Genomic DNA, 16,693 nt, shown 5'->3' with positions numbered 1-16,693 from the left:
GATTTGCTGTCCTGAGTTTGAAAGATTGATTTAGGGTAATGTTAATTCCATAAATTGATCCTGATGTCTTGCAAAAACAGAGCAACAGCCAAAAAAAAATACATTCCTACTTTTTGGGAATGCTCCCCAGAGCTGGTACGTTACTTGACAAATGTAACCTGCGGGGTTACGATATATCGCATGATCAAGTCATTCAAACATAAGGGACTGGAAAGATTTTTCTATTCTGGAAAGAAGAAAGGAATTCGCCCGGAACAAGCTCTCAAGATTGCCAGGATTCTAGATCGATTAAACGCTGCTGAAAATATTAAAGATATGAATTATCCCGGTTCATTTCTTCATCAGTTGAGCGGTACGTTGAAAGGGCAATACTCGGTTCGTGTTTCAGGGAATTGGCGTATATTTTTTGAATTTAGAGATGGTGACGCATATATCGTCAATTATGCCGATTATCATTGAGAGGTAATGTCATGGATAAAGTAAAAAGAAAACCAACCCATCCGGGTAATATTTTAAAGGAAGATTATCTTGTTCCTTTAGAGATCAGTGTTACGGAAATGGCCACAAAACTGGGAGTTTCCCGCAAGACGCTTTCCAGAATATTAAATGAAAAGAGTTCGATCACCCCTGACATGGCTCTGCGATTGGCACGGGCATTTGATACCACACCGAAGTTGTGGCTCAATCTTCAGCAAAATATTGACCTGTGGAATGCGGAACATGCATCGACAGGTTGGAAATGCGTCAGGCAGCTTCCTTTTCAAGTTCTTCATCCTGCCTTATGACATTGAACCCGCAGCTCGGATTGTCTGATTTCGTTGTACTCAATCAAGACCTACGTGTCTGCGTAATGACGATAATGCACGGGGGCCGGGGTGATTATTCGGTAGGGGCACGGTGCGCCGTGCCCCTACAACGCACCATTCATGCCGCATCGCATAAACCATGAATATCCCCCCATCACCGCCGTTCCATCCGCCTGCGCAGGTACGATTATTCATAGGCCGGGGACTGTTCACTGTTGATTCTTAAGTTGACAGAAATTTTAAAAAGTATACAATGTATACGACGTATACTTTTTAATTTTATGGAGCTAACTACTATGGCTACTATTCCGTTTTCTCTAAGGATTGATCCAAGCACCAAGGCACTGCTTGAACAGGAAGCGAAAAGAGGTGACCGAACACCTTCCTACCTTGCCAACAAAGCAATCAAGAATTTCCTGCAGGCTAGAACAGCGAAAAGAAAGGCTATTAACGAGGCAATCAAGAAGGCTGATAAGGGAGCATTCGTTTCTGAAGAGGCAGTCGATGCTTGGGTTGATTCATGGGGAATTGAAAATGAACTTCCTGTACCTGAACCGGATATATTCCCTGATACCTAATAAATTATGCAGGTAAAATTTTTAGCAAGCTCGTTAAATGATTTAAAATGGTTCAGGTATTACTATGAGAGTGTTTTTCCTCAAGGACTGGAAAAAGCGCAAAAACAATTTCATAGCACAAAAGGTTTAATAAAAGAGAGTCCATACATCGGGCACGTTATCCAAGATAATAATATCTTGGAGTTTTCTATACCCAACATACCGTTTTCTTTTATCTACCGAATTAAAGGCGAAGTAATTGAAATTTTAAGGGTGTGGGACGAAAGGCAGGATAGAGCAAGGTTAAGTTGAGAGGGAAAATAGCAAATCAATAGCCGGGTAGGCCCGCTTGAGTGCAACGAAAGCAGACGGTTCTTTGCCCGGATTGTTTGATTCCGTTGTACTCAATCAAGAGCTACGTGTCTGCGTAATGACGATAATGCACAGGCCGGGGTGATTATTCTCGGTAGGGGCACGGCGCGCCGTGCCCCTACAACGTCATCCAACCCCGTTCATACTATCAATCATGAATGAACCCGACATCCACCACCGCCGTTCCATCCGCCTGCGCAATGACGATTATTCACTGGCCGGACCAGACAGGGTGCGGTTGTCGCGTTCCCCATCTCTCCTGTTGACAACAGACATCTTCAGCCTTTATCCTACAAAAGGAACAAAATAAGAGAGGGTTCCGAATGACGCCATGTCAACACCTTATTATATGGAGAAGAAAATGTCAGCCCGTGTATCAGATTTAAGCGTAGATGAACTGCGCGTCCTTATTCAGGAGGTTGTCCGCCAAACATTGAAAGATATATTTCGAGACCCGGACGAGGGCTTGGAATTACGGGAAGACTTCAAAAGCGAGATGCAGGCTTCTTTGAATACATCTCAGGCGGACGGTAACTTGTTATCAGCGGATAGTGTGGCTTCTCAACTTGGATTAGAGTGGTAAGCATGTACCAGGTAGATTTTACTCCGACTGCCGCCAACGATTTAAAACGTCTGAACAAGCCTGTTGCCCAGCGAGTATTCTCCAAGATTCGATGGCTTTCCGAGAACTTCAGCTCACTGTCTCCGGTATCGCTGACCGGGCAATGGTCAGGTGTATATAAATTGCGTGTCGGAGATTACCGCGTTCTCTACACGTTCAGTAAGGAGAAAGAAAGTATCACGATTTATTTTGTGCGGCATCGTCGTGAGGTATACAAGATGAAATAGTCGGCAGCCGGTTCTTTGCCCGGATTGTCTGATTTCGCTGTACCCAATCAAGACCTACGTGCCTGCGTAATGACGATACTGCACGGGCCGGGGTGATTACCTGTAAGCAGTCCAAAAGTGCTTGCCCTCTGTATCATAATAATGATACACTACTCTTATGAAAGAATTCATCGCATACGAAGGAGACACCTTAACCGTTGAGTGGTTTTTCAACGAGAAAGGTGAGAGCGAAGCTCTTAAATTTTTTGAAACTCTTTCTGATGCCCAAAAACGAAAGACATTGATGCTTTTTAAAAGAATCGGTGATTTCGGTAGAATATCTGATATTACAAAATTCCGAAACGAGGGTGAGAAAATATTCGCCTTCAAACCGCAGCCGGATCGGTTTATGTCATTTTTCTATACAGGGAAAAAGATCATTATTACAAATGGTTTTCGCAAGAAGACTCAAAAGTTGCCAAAAAAAGAAAAGGCATTGGCCCTGAAAAGAATGAAGAGTTACATGTCAAGGGTAACAAGTGGATGTTATTATGAAGAATAAAAAAAAGACCACCTTTGATCGTATTATGAGCGATGCGGAACAAAAAAAGAAATTCGAAAAAGAATATGCGCAGTTTCTTTTTTCTGAACTGCTCCTTGAAGCGATGAAAGAGGAGCATGTTAGCGTAAGGGAGCTTGCTGAAAAATCAGGTATCTCAACCTCTATTATTCAGAATATGCGCTCAATGAAGTCGACGAATATTACCATGAAAACAATGGCCTCCTTGTTAAAACCCTTGGGGTACAAATTGGTGGCGCAAAAAGGAAGAAAGACTGTACCCTTAACAGGCTGAAAAATAGCCGTGTAGGTCCGCTTGAGTGCAACGAAAGCAGACGGTTCTTTGCTCGGATTGTCTGATTTCGTTGTACTCAATTAAGACCTACGGTATCTACGGCCTGCGTAATGATGATAATGCACGGGCCGGGGTGATTATTCGGTAGGGGCACGGCGCGCCGTGCCCCTACAACGTTCCACCCCTGCCGCATCGCATGACCATGAATGAACCCGGACATCCACCACCACCGTTCCATCCGTTTGTGCAATTATTCGCTTGCCATTTGTATGTCGCCGAGCTAAACTTGTACAACAAACAGAACAAGTCAGGAGGTAATCATGAAAGTGGTCAATTTTAGCGAAGCAAGAAACAACCTGAAAGCGGTACTGGATCAGGTAACTGATGATGCAGATTATACAATTATTTCAAGGCGGGACCGAGAGGATGCCATTGTGATGTCGTTGGAGGTCTTCAATAGTCTGATGGAAACCTTTTACCTCCTCAAAACTCCGGCCAATGCCGAACATTTGACAAATTCCATCATGCAGTATAACAACGGTCAGGTAAAGGAAAGAGAGCTGATTCGTGAATAGACAGCTTGCTTGGACCGATGAAGCATGGAAGGATTATATCTACTGGCAATCCCAGGACAGAAAAAGCCTGAAAAGGATCAATAAGCTAATTGATGCGGTCAAGCGTGATCCCTTTAGAGGAATAGGTAAGCCGGAAGCGTTAAAGGAGAACTTATCTGGGTTCTGGTCCCGCAGAATTGATGAGGCAAACAGGTTGGTTTACGCTGTGACTGATCAGTATATTACTATTATTTCATGCAGGTACCATTATTCGTGATAACAGAGGGGCAATGCCTTTCCGTTGCGTCGTAGGGGCGTTTCGCAAAACGCCCTTACACGTAACGCCCCTACCACAATACCGTGGAATGATACATACCCATGTCATACAACCCCGACATCCATCACCGCTGTTACATCCGCCTGCGCAATTACTCCATCACGACCCCTCACCATACATTTCAGAAATCAGCCTCCGCAGCTGGGATGCATCTGTTTTGGACAGGATATCAAGTTTTTGCCGAAGACGAGTCTTACTGATCGTCCGTATCTGATCCACTGCGATTTCAGCTGCTTTTCCTGCACAGGAAACTTGCTGACGACTTCTCCAGGTCGGATGCAACGATGAGGTCAGGGGGCAGATAACAACCGTTTCCAAATGGTTATTCATGGCATTCTGGCTGACAACCACTACAGGACGAACCTTGCGTATTTCACTGCCCTGTGTGGGATTCAGATCGGCAAAATAGACCTCATAGCGTTGCACCTTCAACTTTTTTCCTCCAGCCCATCTGCAACCGTCACATTGAAATCGCTCCAGTCCTCCTGTTCCTCGGATATCGCTTTGTAGGTCTCTTCCCATGAAAGTTTGTTATTTTCTTGTTTTCGGAGAAGAAGACCGGTGCCTGTTTCCTCAAGAATCAACGAATCAACAAAGCCGTACTTCCGCAACACTTCTTTCGGAAGGCGAATTCCCTGAGAGTTGCCGATAGGAACAATCTTAACCGTCTTTTTTCTGAGATTTTTTCCCATAATTCTGCTCCGGGTATGATTATGTCATTAATGCCTTCCGTCTTTGTGTAATTACCGTAATTACATTTTATTCCGTTCACCCCAGAAACGCAACAAGCAAATCAATGGAGTCAGCCGGGTAGATCCGCTTGAGTGCCACGAAAGCAGACGGTTCTTTGCTCGGATTGTCTGATTTCGTTGTACTCAATTAAGACCTACGTGCCTGATATCCACCATCGCCGTTCCATCCGTCTGCGCAATTACGATTATGCACGGGCCAGAGGTATTGATATACCCTTGCCAGTGTGTTGCATACGTGCTACACTAAAGCTACTATGAAAACTGCAACCATACATGCTCGAATTGAGCCGGACACCAAAGAGAAAGCTGAACAGGTTCTCCGACGCTTGGGGCTGACACCCACCGAGGCGATACGGATATTCTATCGTCAAATATGCCTCGGTAACGGACTGCCTTTTCCTGTTGAAATTCCGAATAAATGCATTGCCGAAACCCTGGTAAAAAGCCAGCAAGGTGAGGAGGTGGAGGAATTTGACAGCCTTGACGAGATGTTTGAAACCTGGCCCTCATGAGAAAAGTTTCTCAGATGCGCCAGTTTTCAAGGGATTTTAAGAAATAGGATTCTTCAGCTCGGATTATCTGATTTCGTTATACTCAATTAAGACCTACGTATCTACGGCCTGCGTAATGATGATAATGCACGGGCCGGGGTGATTATTCGGAATTCGGCAGGGGCGGATCCCCATCTCCGCCTTGTTCATCCGCCATCCCGGTATGTTCCGATAGGGTAGGCACAGGGATCTGCCCCTGCGAAACCACGGTATATCCAATAATTCGCCATGTTATACAACCCTGATATCCACCACCGCCGTTCCATCCGCCTGCGCAATTACGATTATTCGCAGGCCGGGGCCTATTTCGTCACCATCTGCGTGCAACACCGGGAATACCTGTTCGGACACGACAGATAGTTTTTCTTGGCGATACTATCGTTAAGCGATATTATTTTATGTATGATTGAATCATTCAAATGCACAGAAACCGAAAAAATATGGAATCAGACCAAATCCAAAAAATGGCCTTTGGCGGTTCAGAAGATTGGTCTGCGAAAGCTGTTTATGCTGAATAGAGCTGCGGAGTTGAATGATTTACGGGTTCCTCCGGCAACCAATATACCGGTCAACTTCCAGTTGATTTTGTCAAGATGATTGAGGGGTATAGCAATCTATACCCCTGTAATTCCTGTAATGAAAGATGTATGAGGGAGTTCGTCAACCCTTTGTAAAATATTCTTTTGCCAGACTCACCTCATCACGGGAGCCTATCACCAAGGGTACTCGCTGATGCAAATCCTTGGGTTCAATATCCAGGATCCGACGCCCGTCATCAGTAATGGCAAGCCCACCTGCCTCTTCTGCAACCATTGCAAGCGGAGCAGCTTCATAGAGCAAACGAAGCTTGCCGTCTGGCTTGTCTGTACTCTTCTTATCCCGGGGATATAAAAACACACCGCCCTTAATCAGATTACGATGGAAATCCGACACCAGTGAACCAATATAGCGCAGACTGTAGGAACGCTCGCCCTGCTCATCCATCTCTTTCAGCTTCTTGATATAGTCACGGGTCTCATCATACCAATACCGTGAATAGGCCTCATTGATACTGTAATACTTGGCCTGCTCAGGGATTTTGATATCAGGATGGGAAAGAAAAAATTCGCCCACACTGGGATCAAGGGTAAAGCCATGGACCCCGTCACCATGTCCGGTGGTGTACACCAGGACTGTACTGGAGCCATAGATAATATAGCCAGCAGCAACCTGCTCACTCCCCTTTTGCAGCAGGTCAGACATGTTGCCTTGCTTGCCCTCGCTTTTGCGGCGATGCACTGAAAAGATGGTACCAATGCTGACATTGACATCAATATTAGAGGAGCCATCCAAGGGATCAAAGGCCAAGGTGTATTTACCCTCATACCCGTCCAGCACCGGAATCACGCCATCATCTTCTTCAGATCCCATGATGCAGATATAGCCGCATTGTTCCATCCGCCGCTTCAGGGTTCGGTTGGCAAAATCATCCAGTTTTTGCACCTCTTCGCCTTGCACATTGGTCTTGCCCGACTGCCCCAAAATACCGGCAAGACCGGCCATATTGACCTCGGCACTGATGATCTTTGCCGCCACAATAAGTTCATTGAGTAGGCCAGTGAGTTCCCCTGTCGCCTCTGGGTGCATCTGCTGGCTGTCCATGAGCTGCCTGCTGACTGTAATACCTTTTCTTTTTGGCATTTATATCTCCGTTACTGAGTCTCAGTATGTTGTAGTTTATAATTTTTCCGCTGGAATATCGTCAAAATCAGAGAGATTTATTTATCATCCAGAGGTGCTTCAGGCATACAAGAGCTTTGCCCTTTATTTTTTTTCTTTTTTCGCTTCATAAGAAATACCGATTGGTTGATATTTTTCGTTACAACGTATTTTGCGTAGGGGCGAATCCCTGTGTTCGCTCTGACCGTTGCGTGCGGTAATAGGGGCAGGTACAGGGGCCTGCCCCTACCGCCCGATCACCCTTTCTTCTTTTTCCCCTGCCAATGCCGGACAAGATCCACTAAGGTGCGCACAGCGATCCCGGACGGCCCCTTGGGAATATAGCTTTTTTCGGTAAAATTCCAGGCAGTCCCGGCAATATCAAGATGGGCCCAAGGGGTGTCGCCAACAAACTCTTGAAGATAGGCCGCAGCAGTGATGCTCCCTGCACCTCTGCCGCCGGTATTTTTGATATCAGCCACCTGGGATTTGATCTGCTTGGAATACTCCGGCCCCAAAGGAAGACGCCACAGGGGTTCGCCAGCCCGATCGCCAGCAGCCAGTAGTTGTTCTGCCAAGCTATCATCTGTTGCCATTAAGCCGGTTCGATGATGGCCCAGCCCAAAGATGACAGCCCCGGTCAGGGTAGCCAGATCAATGACCGCATCTGGTGCATAGGTTTCTATGCCATAGGCCAGGGCATCTGCCAGGATCAAACGTCCCTCTGCATCAGTATTGATAATTTCTGAGGTCTTGCCGTTATAATGGGTGATAATATCACCGGGTTTCAGAGCGGTTGAAGCAGGCAGGTTTTCTGTGGATGGGACCAGGGCCACCACATTGATTCCTTTAGGTCGTTCCTGGGCAATGGCCTGCATGGCACAGATCACCGCAGCACCTCCGCACATATCATACTTCATCTCCTCCATTCCCTGGCCCGGCTTGAGGCTGATACCACCGGAATCAAAAGTCAATCCCTTGCCCACAAGCATGATGGTGGGATCTGTTTTCTTTTTTCCGCCCTGATATTTTAAAATAACCAGCTTAGGTGGTTCCGCAGAACCTTGGTTTACTCCCAGAATGCCGCCCATGCCCATTTCTTGCATGGCATCTTTTTCAATAACCTCGCAGGAGAGTTTATGCTTTCGTGCTAATCGTTGCGCAAATTCAGCAAACTTAGCTGGAGGCCAGCCATTCCCTGGCTCATTGGCCATGTCTCTGGCCTGACAAGCAGCCTGAGCAGCCCGCTTCCCCTGTCTCATCCCTTCCTGAACAGCCTGGGGATCAAGGGTTCCGGCCTGAAGCGAAAAGGATTCGATCTTCACCACTTCTTGCTCATCGTCCTTTTTGCTTTTATATTTATCAAAACAATAACAACCCAGGATGAGACCTTCAGTCAGACATTCTGCAACCTCTTTATCTGCCAGTCCTGTTTCCTCCGGCAGGACAGCCATCATGCTCTTGATCTTCTGACCTGCTGTCTGCTGGACAGCTGTTCCGGCAGCTAATCGTATCTGTTCGCGCAATGCATTAGTATCATTTTTATCCGCTGGTTTGCCCAGACCAACAGCCAGTACCCGATAGGCAGTAGGGCTTTTTACTGATGCAGACGGGTAAAACAAAAAGGTCTGGCCTTCCTTGCCAATAAAATCACCGCTCTTCCAGGCATTTTTTAAGGCTCTTCGCACGGCCTTGGATGGACACGGTACTGTCTTCTCCTCGGTTTCCTGAATAAAATAGACCAGCAGATCTCCGCTGAACATTTCCGGTTTTTTGTTGTTTAGTTCAAATATCATATTTTCCCCTTTATTTTTACATGAAAGTAGCGGATGATTCCTTGAAACCATTCGATCAACCTTTATTTTTTGTTATCCCTTCCCAAAGGGAGGGATGGGTGTTTATTTATAAAGTGCTGAGTTTGCCACAGGATGATCCTGATGAAGTTCGAGTAAAATGCTTAGAATAAACGCTAAGAACTTTCTTTCTAGCACAGCAGCACCTTTGTTTTCCAGTATTTTTTCTCAGAAAGATATGTCAAAGGGCTGTCTTGTTGAAAATGGCAAACATCCTGTAGTAGAGAGAAACTGTTTGTACGTTCATAAAAAGGTACCAAGAAAAAGAAGCAAGTAATATAGATTACAATCTATTAGAGTGAAGGGTGTGAAAAATATTGCGAAATAGGGAAGAATGCCCTACGATACAATTTATACTGAGAACTCTTCCTATGCATGAGAGGTAACATGCAAGAGGGAGGCTTGAACTATCCGGTTTGATGAAAGCATTTCCTGTCGAATCAGTTTTATTTTTATCTGATATTGTCGGTCGCACAGAGCCAGTCGGTCGCTGACAGGAACAAAGGAGTATAAATAAGCACCACTCCAGTGTCTCACCACCGACAATAATATTTCTACAATGGCCAACAGATATATTAGTACACTTTCCGCTGTCCGCAAGAAGGACATCACTAGGGTTGGTGGAAAGGGAGCGAATCTGGGAGAACTTGCAGGGGAAGGTTTTCCGATTCCTTCGGGCTTTGTGGTCTCAGCAGAGGCATACAGTATCTTTTTTGCCTCCCTCCGCCTGCAAAAACTTTTACACTCTCTGAATAAGGCGAACAAGGAAGAGCTTTCCCGTGTTTGTGGCGTTATTCGTAATACAATTACCAATGCCAGTTTTCCTGGTGAATTAGCAGAAAGTATTCTTGCTGCACATGAGCAACTGGTAGGTAATAGGAAAGCGGAAACCCTTTGTGCTGTGCGCAGCTCTGCAACAACAGAGGACCTTGCAGAAGTAAGTTTTGCTGGACAGCATGCAACGTATTATTATGTTGAGCGTGCTAACCTTCTTCAGATGATTCAATACTGTTGGGCCTCACTTTGGAGCAAAGAAGCAGTCAGCTACCGCAATGCATGCGGTATTGAGCATTCAGCAGCAATGGCTGTGATCATCCAGGAAATGATTTGCTCGGAAATTTCAGGCACTACGTTTACAGCGGATCCGGTTACAGGTGCAGATGAAGTTATCATTGAGGCATCCTGGGGCATGGGAGCAGCTCTTGTTGATGGACGGGTAACTCCAGACCGCTATACTTTGGATTGCAAGACATTAGAGGTGATTGATCAGCGAATTGCTGAAAAAACCGTTATGGTTCCTGGTCAACTCCAGAAGAAAGCATCTTCTCGGCTGACAGAGGTGCCGCCTGGGCTTCAGCAGCAACAAACCCTGAGTCCAGACCTCCTTAAAACAGTGGCCACTTGGGCACTCAAGGCGAAAAAACATTTTGGTTCACACCAGAATGTGGAATGGGCCATTGCCGATGGATATTGCTCTATTCTCCAGTCTTTCCCAATCTCTTTTATGGGATCCAGAAGGCAACAAGCAGAGCCTGAAGGACAGTATGTCCTGTTTCAATCAGTCAATAATAACAGTCCGCTAGAGCCTTTAACACCACTGACTGACCATCTGATTTCCCTGGCAGCCTCGCCGGTATTACGTCCTATCAATGGATATTGTTATCTTAACATTAAGTATATCCGACCTTTTTTTCCGTTAAGCCTGTCCGATAATGAACTGGTTGATTTTTTTTCCAGCTCATTTTCTCATGAGGGCCTGGCTTTGCGAAAATTTTCGTTACGCAAACTACCGCTATCTCTCTTTCTTTGGTTTGGCGCATATTTATTATTTGGCGTTTTTTGGATTCGATCCCGAAATATATCGGAAAATATTGCAGCCGATGATCATGCATTGCTTCCTCATGTTAAGGAAAAAAAAAGTTGTAGCCTCTTAGGAAGCCTGTTACGGCTCAGTCTCCTGCCCAAACTTTTTGATCCCATTGATACCATTCCTTTATGGATGAATGCTTCTTCTGTACAGCACCTGCTCCCTTTCTTTTTTTTCAGAGTACTGGTCCAGCGTTGGTTGCCTGAACTTCATTCCGAAGTGTTTGCTCTTTTTCGCATTGGAGAGAAGAGTCCTGCATCCGGAGGAATGCATGCTGCTCTTGATCAACTTGTCGTAAAAGCAGGACAATTCCCTGCAATTCGCGAACAATTCCTGAATCGCCCTCCTGATCAGGTCATAACCGCCCTGAAAAAAAATCCCAATGCCCGGCCTTTTCTTCGTTTGTTTAAAAGTTTTCTGGAAAAACACGGTTACAGAGCAGCAAAAGAGTTGGAATTGCAATCTGCCAGATGGAAAGAGCATCCTCATCATGTTATCCGGTTGATCCAGGAACGTCTCCTTGCTTCGGTTGACAACCAACATCGTTTTGATTTATCAAGAGAAGATGCTCGCCTTCTCAAGATGATTAAGGAGAAACTGGAAACCTTTCCTTTGGAACGCCATTTGCGTCTGCGCTGGTATCTTCTGAATTTTTTCTCACGGGCAAGCAAGCGATTACTCAAGTTTGGTGAAAACTCGCGCTCCTACCACCTGATGGCCATGTCGGTTGTGCGCCAAAAATTACTTTGTCTTGAAAAAGAGTTTATGCAGCAAGGGGTATTAAAATGCAAAGGAGATATTTTTTTTCTCCAGCTTCATGAAATTACGCATATTCAGCAAGGAAATCTCTGTTGGCCTGATATTGAGGAGCGCATCCATCAGCGGCGTCATGATTTTATCAGGGCAACACGAAGGACTCCTGCCAGAACCATTGGTATAGCCCTGCCAGACTCCCACCTTACTAAAAAATCTCAGAAGATTCTTCCAGGTCAAACGGTTTCACCAGGCAGTTATACAGGACGGGCCCGAGTAATTGTAGATTCCCGAAAAAGCTCAGAGCTTTGCTCAGGGGAAATCTTGGTGGCTCCTTATACAGATTCGAGCTGGACCCCGTGTTTTTTCACAGCTGGCGGTGCTGTTGTGGAAGTGGGGAGTTATCTCTCCCATGCCGGAAGAGCTGCCCGCGAGTATAGCTTACCCTGTATTGTTGATGTTGCAGGCTGTATTCAACAGATTCAGACAGGCGACCTCCTGTGGATAAACGGAGAAAAAGGAGAGGTACAGATTCTTGAGTCCAGTCAGCAGGAGAAACAGGCCAACGAAAAAAAAATAGTAACAGCCTGTTAAACCCTCATTATTCCGGTCAGATAATTTTTCCGGTCAGATAATTTTTCCGAAAACCCTGTTATCCTCATTTCTGAGGAGTTGAACCGGAACCACGCTTCCCACCAATGAAGCCTCTCCTTTACAGTACACCGGGATATAATTTGCAGAAAATCCTTTGAGTACGCCTGCCTGCTTATCCTTGCCCTCACAGAGAACGTTTTGTATTGTCCCGCAATGCTGCTGATAAAAAGCTTGCCTTTTTTGTTTATCAAGTTTTTGTAAACGGGCCACCCGTGCATCTTTGATCGGGCCGGGTATTTGATCAGGGAATTTTGCCGCAGCCGTGCCAGGGCGTAGGGAGTAGGGGAAAATGTGGAGATAGGTAACGGGCAGGTCAGCAAGAAAATTATAACTCCTGTCCACAGCTTGTTCATCTTCGCCCGGAAAACCAGCCAGGATATCGCAGCCAATGGCAGCATGAGGTGCAACCGTATGAACCCGATTAACCACTTCAGCAAAAAATTCTGTGCTGTACTTGCGCTTCATTCGTGCTAATACGCCATTATCACCACTTTGCAAGGGGATATGGAGATGGGGCATGAAATTGGGAAAGCCTGTCATGAGATCAAGGAGGCGTTCATTGACCTCGGTTGGCTCCACTGAACTGAGGCGAATCCGCATTGCTGGAAAACAGGAGCAGAGGGTTTCCAGCAAGGAGTAGATGTCTTCTCCCTCTGCCAGATCTGACCCATATTTACCCACATTGATTCCGGTAATCACCAATTCCTGGTAACCTTCTTCAGCAAAGACCTTTACCTGATGCAAGACCTCTGCCAGCGGGAGGCTCCGACACCGTCCTCGGGTAAAAGGGACAATGCAGTAGGAGCAAAAATTATTACAACCATCCTGAATGCGGAGATAGGCCCTGGTTCTGTCGCTGAATCGCTGAACCGGCAACGGGCAAATTTCACAGGCTGTCCCGATATCTGTGATGGATGGGTACGTATCTTGTTCCAGTGCTGCCTTGACCAGCAGGTGCTTATCTGCATTGCCAATAACAACCAATGACGTATCTGCAACAAGCTCTGGCAGCTCATCTGCGGTCATTTGGGCATAGCAGCCAGTCACGAGCAAACGGGCCTGGGGATTCTTTCTTCTCAGCTTGCGGATCAACTGGCGTGATTGTTGGCCTGCCCGCGCTGTGACTGCACAGGTGTTGACAACCAGAATATCTGCGTCTTCAAGGGCGGTAACCAGTTCACAGCCCTGTTTCTCGAATCCAGAGATAAAGGAGGCGGATTCAAACTGATTGACTTTGCACCCCAGAGTCGTCACAGCGATTTTTTGGGGGGACATGCTGTTTGCGCCCATTAATTTGTCATAGACCGATCAGGCCGAAAAAAGTGCTTTTCTTTTAAATTCTGCATGAAAATTATAGTCGTAACCCCGTTCCAAATCCATAACAGTACCCTTTTTCGCCCCAAAACGCAACACTCAATCCTCCTCAGCCGGAAAGTGGGCCACCCGCTCCTTTTTTTCTGCCAGGGAATGGCCGTCTCATTCCTTATCATACTGGATTTATATTTTTTTACCCTTCTCATCCAAAAAAGGACTGAAAAAAACAGTGCAATAAGGTAGGCTCATGCGAAAAATTGGTGCCCTTGTACACCTCGGCCGGAATGCGCTTTCCACCGAGGTGTAAATTTAAATTTTTAAATCCCTGGAGAATTTCATGAGCCAGTCACAAATCAAGACCGACGAGAAAAAGCAGCATTTTGACGATATTTATGTCGCTGAGACCCCGGTACCGTTTAAGGAGCGGATCCTGGACGAGCTGGAGTATATTTCCGACGATTTTAACCGTCAGACCTTTGATCGGTTGATTCTGCCTTGGGTCAAGGAGAAGAACGCAGATGGCACTCCGCTGAATTATGTTGACCTGTGCTCCTGCTTCGGCAATACCACCATGGCGTTGGCTAACGGTATGGATTATGACGCCATCCGCAATAACTGGTGCGATGCGCAGACCTGTCAAACCATTGACGCACCACGACGTTTTCCTGCCCACACCACAGGTATTGATATCTCGGCCAATGCCATGGCGTATGGCAAGAGCAGTGGCTTGTTTGATGAGGTGGTTGTGGCAGATCTTAACGCCCCGTCGGAAGAGCAGGGCCGTTCAGTGAATGAGGTGATGGCGAATGCCGATGTTGTCATCTCCACTGCGTCACTGGTTTATCTGGATGAAGAAGCCATTGAAGGTCTCGTGGACAGCTTTGCAAGTAATCCCAATGAAGGCTATATGCTGGTGAACTTTCTTAATCCCTTCAGCCTGGAAAAAGCAGACGCCACCAAGCGTATTCTGCTTGATCGACTGGATTTTGTCGGCAGTACCGCCACGCGCCACCGCCGCATGTCGCAGCTGGAGCAGGAAAACTACCCCGGTGAAGAATGGGCTTTGCTGGAGATTTGGGTGCTGCGGCGCAAATGCTGATGTTTACAAACACTGTTCACTGGGGTGGGAGCCACCGAAAAACAGGCTCTTTCCCCTCCCCATTGATAAACAAGGCCCTGCCTCCAGCACGATTCAGGCCTTGTTTTTCTCTCCATCATTTATCTTGCCCTCCTTGCTCACATAAAAACATACAGCAAAGAGGTTGTGTTGACAGCAAGGTGCTGGTATTGTAAAACCGTCTCCGTAGCAAAGCAAAGTACCCTTAACGAGTTCATAAAATATCAGCTCAGGGAAACAACCTGAGCCTTATTGTCTCTTCATAAAAGATCATCCGTAGAGTTGAGAACAAGATACATCCATGGATTTATATAACCTAACCCTTCAGCAGGCAAAAGACAAACTGGCTGCCCGTGAAATCACCTCTGTTGCTTTAACCGAATCCATCCTTAATCGTATTGATCAGGTCGAGGACAGGGTCAAGGCCTACCTGAGTCTGCATAAGGATCAGGCAATGGCCGCAGCAGAAGCCGCAGATAAAAAATTGCAGGCAGGCCAAGGCGGTATGCTCTGCGGATTGCCGCTTTCTATAAAGGATGTGCTTTGCACTGAAACCATGCCCACCACTTGTGGTTCCAAGATTCTGGAGGGTTTTGTCCCACCCTATGATGCCGCAGTGGTGGAAAAGTTGTATGATGCTGATGCGGTTCTGCTGGGCAAGGTAAGTATGGATGAATTTGCCATGGGTTCCACCAATGAGAACTGTGCGTACAGTACGCCGGAAAATCCCTGGAAGGCTGGCTATGTGGCTGGTGGCTCCAGTGGTGGTTCTGCGGCCTCAGTGGCTGCCAGCGAATGCCTGGCCTCTTTAGGCTCTGATACCGGGGGCTCCATTCGTCAGCCCGCCTCCCTTTGTGGTGTCGTGGGCATGAAACCTACTTATGGCCGGGTTTCCCGTTACGGGTTAGTGGCCTTTGCCTCTTCTTTGGATCAGGTTGGGCCATTGACCAAGGATGTAGCAGACTGCGCCCTGATGATGAATACCATCTCCGGTCATGATAACCGTGACTCCACTTCAATCCAACAGGCAGTACCAGATTATACCGCAGCCCTCCAGGATGGTATGCAGGGCGTTCGGGTGGGCATTCCTCATGAATATTTTAGTGAAGGACTGGACCCGGAAGTGGACAAGGTCGTGCGCTCTGGTATTGCTATGCTTGAGGAGGCAGGTGCAGAGATCGTGGAAGTTTCCCTGCCTCATACTGAATACTGCGTTGCGGTCTATTATCTGATCGCCCCGGCAGAGGCCAGCTCTAATCTGGCCCGGTTTGATGGAGTTCGTTATTGCAAGCGGGATCTTGATGCAGACAGCCTGATTGATATGTATAAGCAGACCCGATCTCAGGGCTTTGGCGATGAGGTCAAACGGCGTATTCTTATCGGAACCTATGCCCTGTCTGCTGGTTATTATGATGCCTATTATAAAAAGGCATCCCAGGTCCGTACCCTGATTAAGGATGATTTTGCCAAGGCATTTAGCCAGTGCGATGTATTGGCCTCCCCGGTTTCACCAACACCGGCCTGGAAGATCGGGCAAAAGAGCGGGGATCAGTTAGCCTTGTATCTGTCAGATATCCTCACCATCTCAGCCAACCTGGCCGGAACACCGAGTCTCTCAGTGCCTTGCGGATTTTCTGCTGATGGTTTGCCCATTGGAATGCAGTTGCAGGCAAGCCATTTTCAGGAAGAGGCCTTATTGCGGGCTGCCTGGAATGTGGAACTGCGGGCTGGTGTGAAAGGGAAGTGTCCAGAGCTATAATCTGATTTTTGTTTTTCAAAGAAAGGTCGAGGAAATTCCCGTAGAGAGATCGTCCTGCCTGACAGCG

At 46.8% G+C, this 16,693-nt stretch carries 20 protein-coding genes and 1 pseudogene; 16 read left to right on the top strand and 5 right to left on the bottom strand.

Annotation, left to right across the window (positions count from 1 at the left end; genetic code table 11):
• Nucleotides 1-180: 180 nt before the first annotated feature.
• From L2082_RS07065 to L2082_RS07015, 11 genes are all read left to right on the top strand, one after another.
• Nucleotides 181-459, top strand: a complete 279-nt coding sequence (locus L2082_RS07065; RefSeq protein WP_446010133.1) for a type II toxin-antitoxin system RelE/ParE family toxin — start codon at nt 181-183, stop codon at nt 457-459.
• Nucleotides 460-470: 11 nt separating this feature from the next.
• Nucleotides 471-785, top strand: a complete 315-nt coding sequence (locus tag L2082_RS07060; RefSeq protein ID WP_446010134.1) for a HigA family addiction module antitoxin — start codon at nt 471-473, stop codon at nt 783-785.
• Between the two features lie 317 nt (nt 786-1,102).
• Nucleotides 1,103-1,384, top strand: a complete 282-nt coding sequence (locus tag L2082_RS07055) for a CopG family ribbon-helix-helix protein (protein WP_446010136.1) — start codon at nt 1,103-1,105, stop codon at nt 1,382-1,384.
• Nucleotides 1,385-1,390: 6 nt separating this feature from the next.
• Nucleotides 1,391-1,675 carry a type II toxin-antitoxin system RelE/ParE family toxin gene (locus L2082_RS07050; RefSeq protein WP_339136865.1) on the top strand — a complete coding sequence of 95 codons (285 nt, stop codon included), beginning with the start codon at nt 1,391-1,393 and terminating at the stop codon, nt 1,673-1,675.
• Between the two features lie 421 nt (nt 1,676-2,096).
• Nucleotides 2,097-2,318, top strand: a complete 222-nt coding sequence (locus tag L2082_RS07045) for a hypothetical protein (protein WP_446010137.1) — start codon at nt 2,097-2,099, stop codon at nt 2,316-2,318.
• 2 nt (nt 2,319-2,320) lie between these two features.
• On the top strand, nt 2,321-2,584 hold the full coding sequence (locus L2082_RS07040; protein ID WP_446010138.1) for a type II toxin-antitoxin system RelE family toxin: 264 nt from the start codon (nt 2,321-2,323) through the stop codon (nt 2,582-2,584).
• A 157-nt stretch (nt 2,585-2,741) separates the two neighbouring features.
• The gene (locus L2082_RS07035; protein ID WP_446010139.1) at nt 2,742-3,125 is read left to right on the top strand and encodes a type II toxin-antitoxin system RelE/ParE family toxin; all 384 of its coding nucleotides are present in this window, start codon (nt 2,742-2,744) and stop codon (nt 3,123-3,125) included.
• Entirely contained in the window at nt 3,115-3,417 is a 303-nt protein-coding gene (locus L2082_RS07030) for a helix-turn-helix domain-containing protein (protein ID WP_446010140.1), read from the top strand. The genes L2082_RS07035 and L2082_RS07030 overlap by 11 nt, the downstream gene beginning before the upstream one ends.
• A gap of 25 nt (nt 3,418-3,442) precedes the next feature.
• A complete protein-coding gene (locus tag L2082_RS07025) occupies nt 3,443-3,565 on the top strand; it encodes a hypothetical protein (RefSeq protein ID WP_446010141.1) in 123 nt (40 codons plus the stop codon).
• Nucleotides 3,566-3,737: 172 nt separating this feature from the next.
• Nucleotides 3,738-3,992: a type II toxin-antitoxin system Phd/YefM family antitoxin gene (locus tag L2082_RS07020; protein ID WP_446010142.1), complete on the top strand. Its 255-nt coding sequence runs from the start codon at nt 3,738-3,740 to the stop codon at nt 3,990-3,992.
• A complete protein-coding gene (locus L2082_RS07015; RefSeq protein WP_446010143.1) occupies nt 3,985-4,248 on the top strand; it encodes a Txe/YoeB family addiction module toxin in 264 nt (87 codons plus the stop codon). Before L2082_RS07020 ends, L2082_RS07015 begins: the two co-directional genes overlap by 8 nt.
• A 159-nt stretch (nt 4,249-4,407) precedes the next feature.
• Here the strand turns inward: L2082_RS07015 and L2082_RS07010 are convergent, their stop codons facing one another.
• Together L2082_RS07010 and L2082_RS07005 are read right to left on the bottom strand one after the other, a co-directional pair.
• Nucleotides 4,408-4,734 (bottom strand): type II toxin-antitoxin system PemK/MazF family toxin, encoded by a 327-nt coding sequence (locus L2082_RS07010; protein WP_446010147.1) that lies wholly within the window; start codon nt 4,732-4,734, stop codon nt 4,408-4,410.
• A 2-nt stretch (nt 4,735-4,736) separates the two neighbouring features.
• Complete coding sequence (locus L2082_RS07005; protein ID WP_446010144.1) at nt 4,737-5,000, bottom strand: AbrB/MazE/SpoVT family DNA-binding domain-containing protein; 264 nt, start codon at nt 4,998-5,000, stop codon at nt 4,737-4,739.
• 314 nt (nt 5,001-5,314) lie between these two features.
• On the opposite strand from L2082_RS07005, the gene L2082_RS07000 reads away from it, so the two are divergent.
• Both L2082_RS07000 and L2082_RS06995 read left to right on the top strand, forming a co-directional pair.
• The gene (locus L2082_RS07000; RefSeq protein WP_446010145.1) at nt 5,315-5,572 is read left to right on the top strand and encodes a type II toxin-antitoxin system RelB/DinJ family antitoxin; all 258 of its coding nucleotides are present in this window, start codon (nt 5,315-5,317) and stop codon (nt 5,570-5,572) included.
• Between the two features lie 267 nt (nt 5,573-5,839).
• A pseudogene (locus L2082_RS06995) lies at nt 5,840-5,962 on the top strand (transposase); the annotation flags it as partial.
• 309 nt (nt 5,963-6,271) lie between these two features.
• On the opposite strand, the gene fbp reads toward L2082_RS06995, so the two are convergent.
• Nucleotides 6,272-7,291 carry a class 1 fructose-bisphosphatase gene (gene fbp, locus L2082_RS06990; RefSeq protein WP_446010146.1) on the bottom strand — a complete coding sequence of 340 codons (1,020 nt, stop codon included), beginning with the start codon at nt 7,289-7,291 and terminating at the stop codon, nt 6,272-6,274.
• A 275-nt stretch (nt 7,292-7,566) separates the two neighbouring features.
• Nucleotides 7,567-9,105, bottom strand: coding sequence for a leucyl aminopeptidase (locus L2082_RS06985; protein ID WP_446008200.1), 1,539 nt, complete (start codon nt 9,103-9,105; stop codon nt 7,567-7,569).
• A gap of 616 nt (nt 9,106-9,721) precedes the next feature.
• Here L2082_RS06985 and L2082_RS06980 point away from each other — a divergent pair.
• A complete protein-coding gene (locus L2082_RS06980; RefSeq protein ID WP_446008201.1) occupies nt 9,722-12,376 on the top strand; it encodes a PEP/pyruvate-binding domain-containing protein in 2,655 nt (884 codons plus the stop codon).
• A gap of 33 nt (nt 12,377-12,409) precedes the next feature.
• Here L2082_RS06980 and mtaB read toward each other — a convergent pair whose 3' ends face one another.
• Nucleotides 12,410-13,711, bottom strand: a complete 1,302-nt coding sequence (gene mtaB, locus L2082_RS06975; protein ID WP_446008202.1) for a tRNA (N(6)-L-threonylcarbamoyladenosine(37)-C(2))-methylthiotransferase MtaB — start codon at nt 13,709-13,711, stop codon at nt 12,410-12,412.
• Nucleotides 13,712-14,087: 376 nt separating this feature from the next.
• On the opposite strand from mtaB, the gene L2082_RS06970 reads away from it, so the two are divergent.
• Nucleotides 14,088-14,849: a class I SAM-dependent methyltransferase gene (locus L2082_RS06970; protein ID WP_446008203.1), complete on the top strand. Its 762-nt coding sequence runs from the start codon at nt 14,088-14,090 to the stop codon at nt 14,847-14,849.
• A gap of 319 nt (nt 14,850-15,168) precedes the next feature.
• The gene (gene gatA, locus L2082_RS06965) at nt 15,169-16,626 is read left to right on the top strand and encodes an Asp-tRNA(Asn)/Glu-tRNA(Gln) amidotransferase subunit GatA (RefSeq protein WP_446008204.1); all 1,458 of its coding nucleotides are present in this window, start codon (nt 15,169-15,171) and stop codon (nt 16,624-16,626) included.
• Nucleotides 16,627-16,693: the final 67 nt, after the last annotated feature.

The sequence above is a fragment of the Candidatus Electrothrix sp. genome, from assembly GCF_052785085.1.
Note: the sequence above shows the minus strand (reverse complement) of the source record. Positions and strands in the feature narration are given on the sequence as shown.

Coding starts and splice junctions, on each gene's coding strand:
- L2082_RS07065 (WP_446010133.1), top strand. CDS start 181: ATGATCAAGTCATTCAAACATAAGGGACTGGAAAGATTTTTCTATTCT.
- L2082_RS07060 (WP_446010134.1), top strand. CDS start 471: ATGGATAAAGTAAAAAGAAAACCAACCCATCCGGGTAATATTTTAAAG.
- L2082_RS07055 (WP_446010136.1), top strand. CDS start 1,103: ATGGCTACTATTCCGTTTTCTCTAAGGATTGATCCAAGCACCAAGGCA.
- L2082_RS07050 (WP_339136865.1), top strand. CDS start 1,391: ATGCAGGTAAAATTTTTAGCAAGCTCGTTAAATGATTTAAAATGGTTC.
- L2082_RS07045 (WP_446010137.1), top strand. CDS start 2,097: ATGTCAGCCCGTGTATCAGATTTAAGCGTAGATGAACTGCGCGTCCTT.
- L2082_RS07040 (WP_446010138.1), top strand. CDS start 2,321: ATGTACCAGGTAGATTTTACTCCGACTGCCGCCAACGATTTAAAACGT.
- L2082_RS07035 (WP_446010139.1), top strand. CDS start 2,742: ATGAAAGAATTCATCGCATACGAAGGAGACACCTTAACCGTTGAGTGG.
- L2082_RS07030 (WP_446010140.1), top strand. CDS start 3,115: ATGAAGAATAAAAAAAAGACCACCTTTGATCGTATTATGAGCGATGCG.
- L2082_RS07020 (WP_446010142.1), top strand. CDS start 3,738: ATGAAAGTGGTCAATTTTAGCGAAGCAAGAAACAACCTGAAAGCGGTA.
- L2082_RS07005 (WP_446010144.1), bottom strand. CDS start 5,000: ATGGGAAAAAATCTCAGAAAAAAGACGGTTAAGATTGTTCCTATCGGC.
- L2082_RS07000 (WP_446010145.1), top strand. CDS start 5,315: ATGAAAACTGCAACCATACATGCTCGAATTGAGCCGGACACCAAAGAG.
- fbp (WP_446010146.1), bottom strand. CDS start 7,291: ATGCCAAAAAGAAAAGGTATTACAGTCAGCAGGCAGCTCATGGACAGC.
- L2082_RS06985 (WP_446008200.1), bottom strand. CDS start 9,105: ATGATATTTGAACTAAACAACAAAAAACCGGAAATGTTCAGCGGAGAT.
- L2082_RS06980 (WP_446008201.1), top strand. CDS start 9,722: ATGGCCAACAGATATATTAGTACACTTTCCGCTGTCCGCAAGAAGGAC.
- mtaB (WP_446008202.1), bottom strand. CDS start 13,711: ATGTCCCCCCAAAAAATCGCTGTGACGACTCTGGGGTGCAAAGTCAAT.
- L2082_RS06970 (WP_446008203.1), top strand. CDS start 14,088: ATGAGCCAGTCACAAATCAAGACCGACGAGAAAAAGCAGCATTTTGAC.
- gatA (WP_446008204.1), top strand. CDS start 15,169: ATGGATTTATATAACCTAACCCTTCAGCAGGCAAAAGACAAACTGGCT.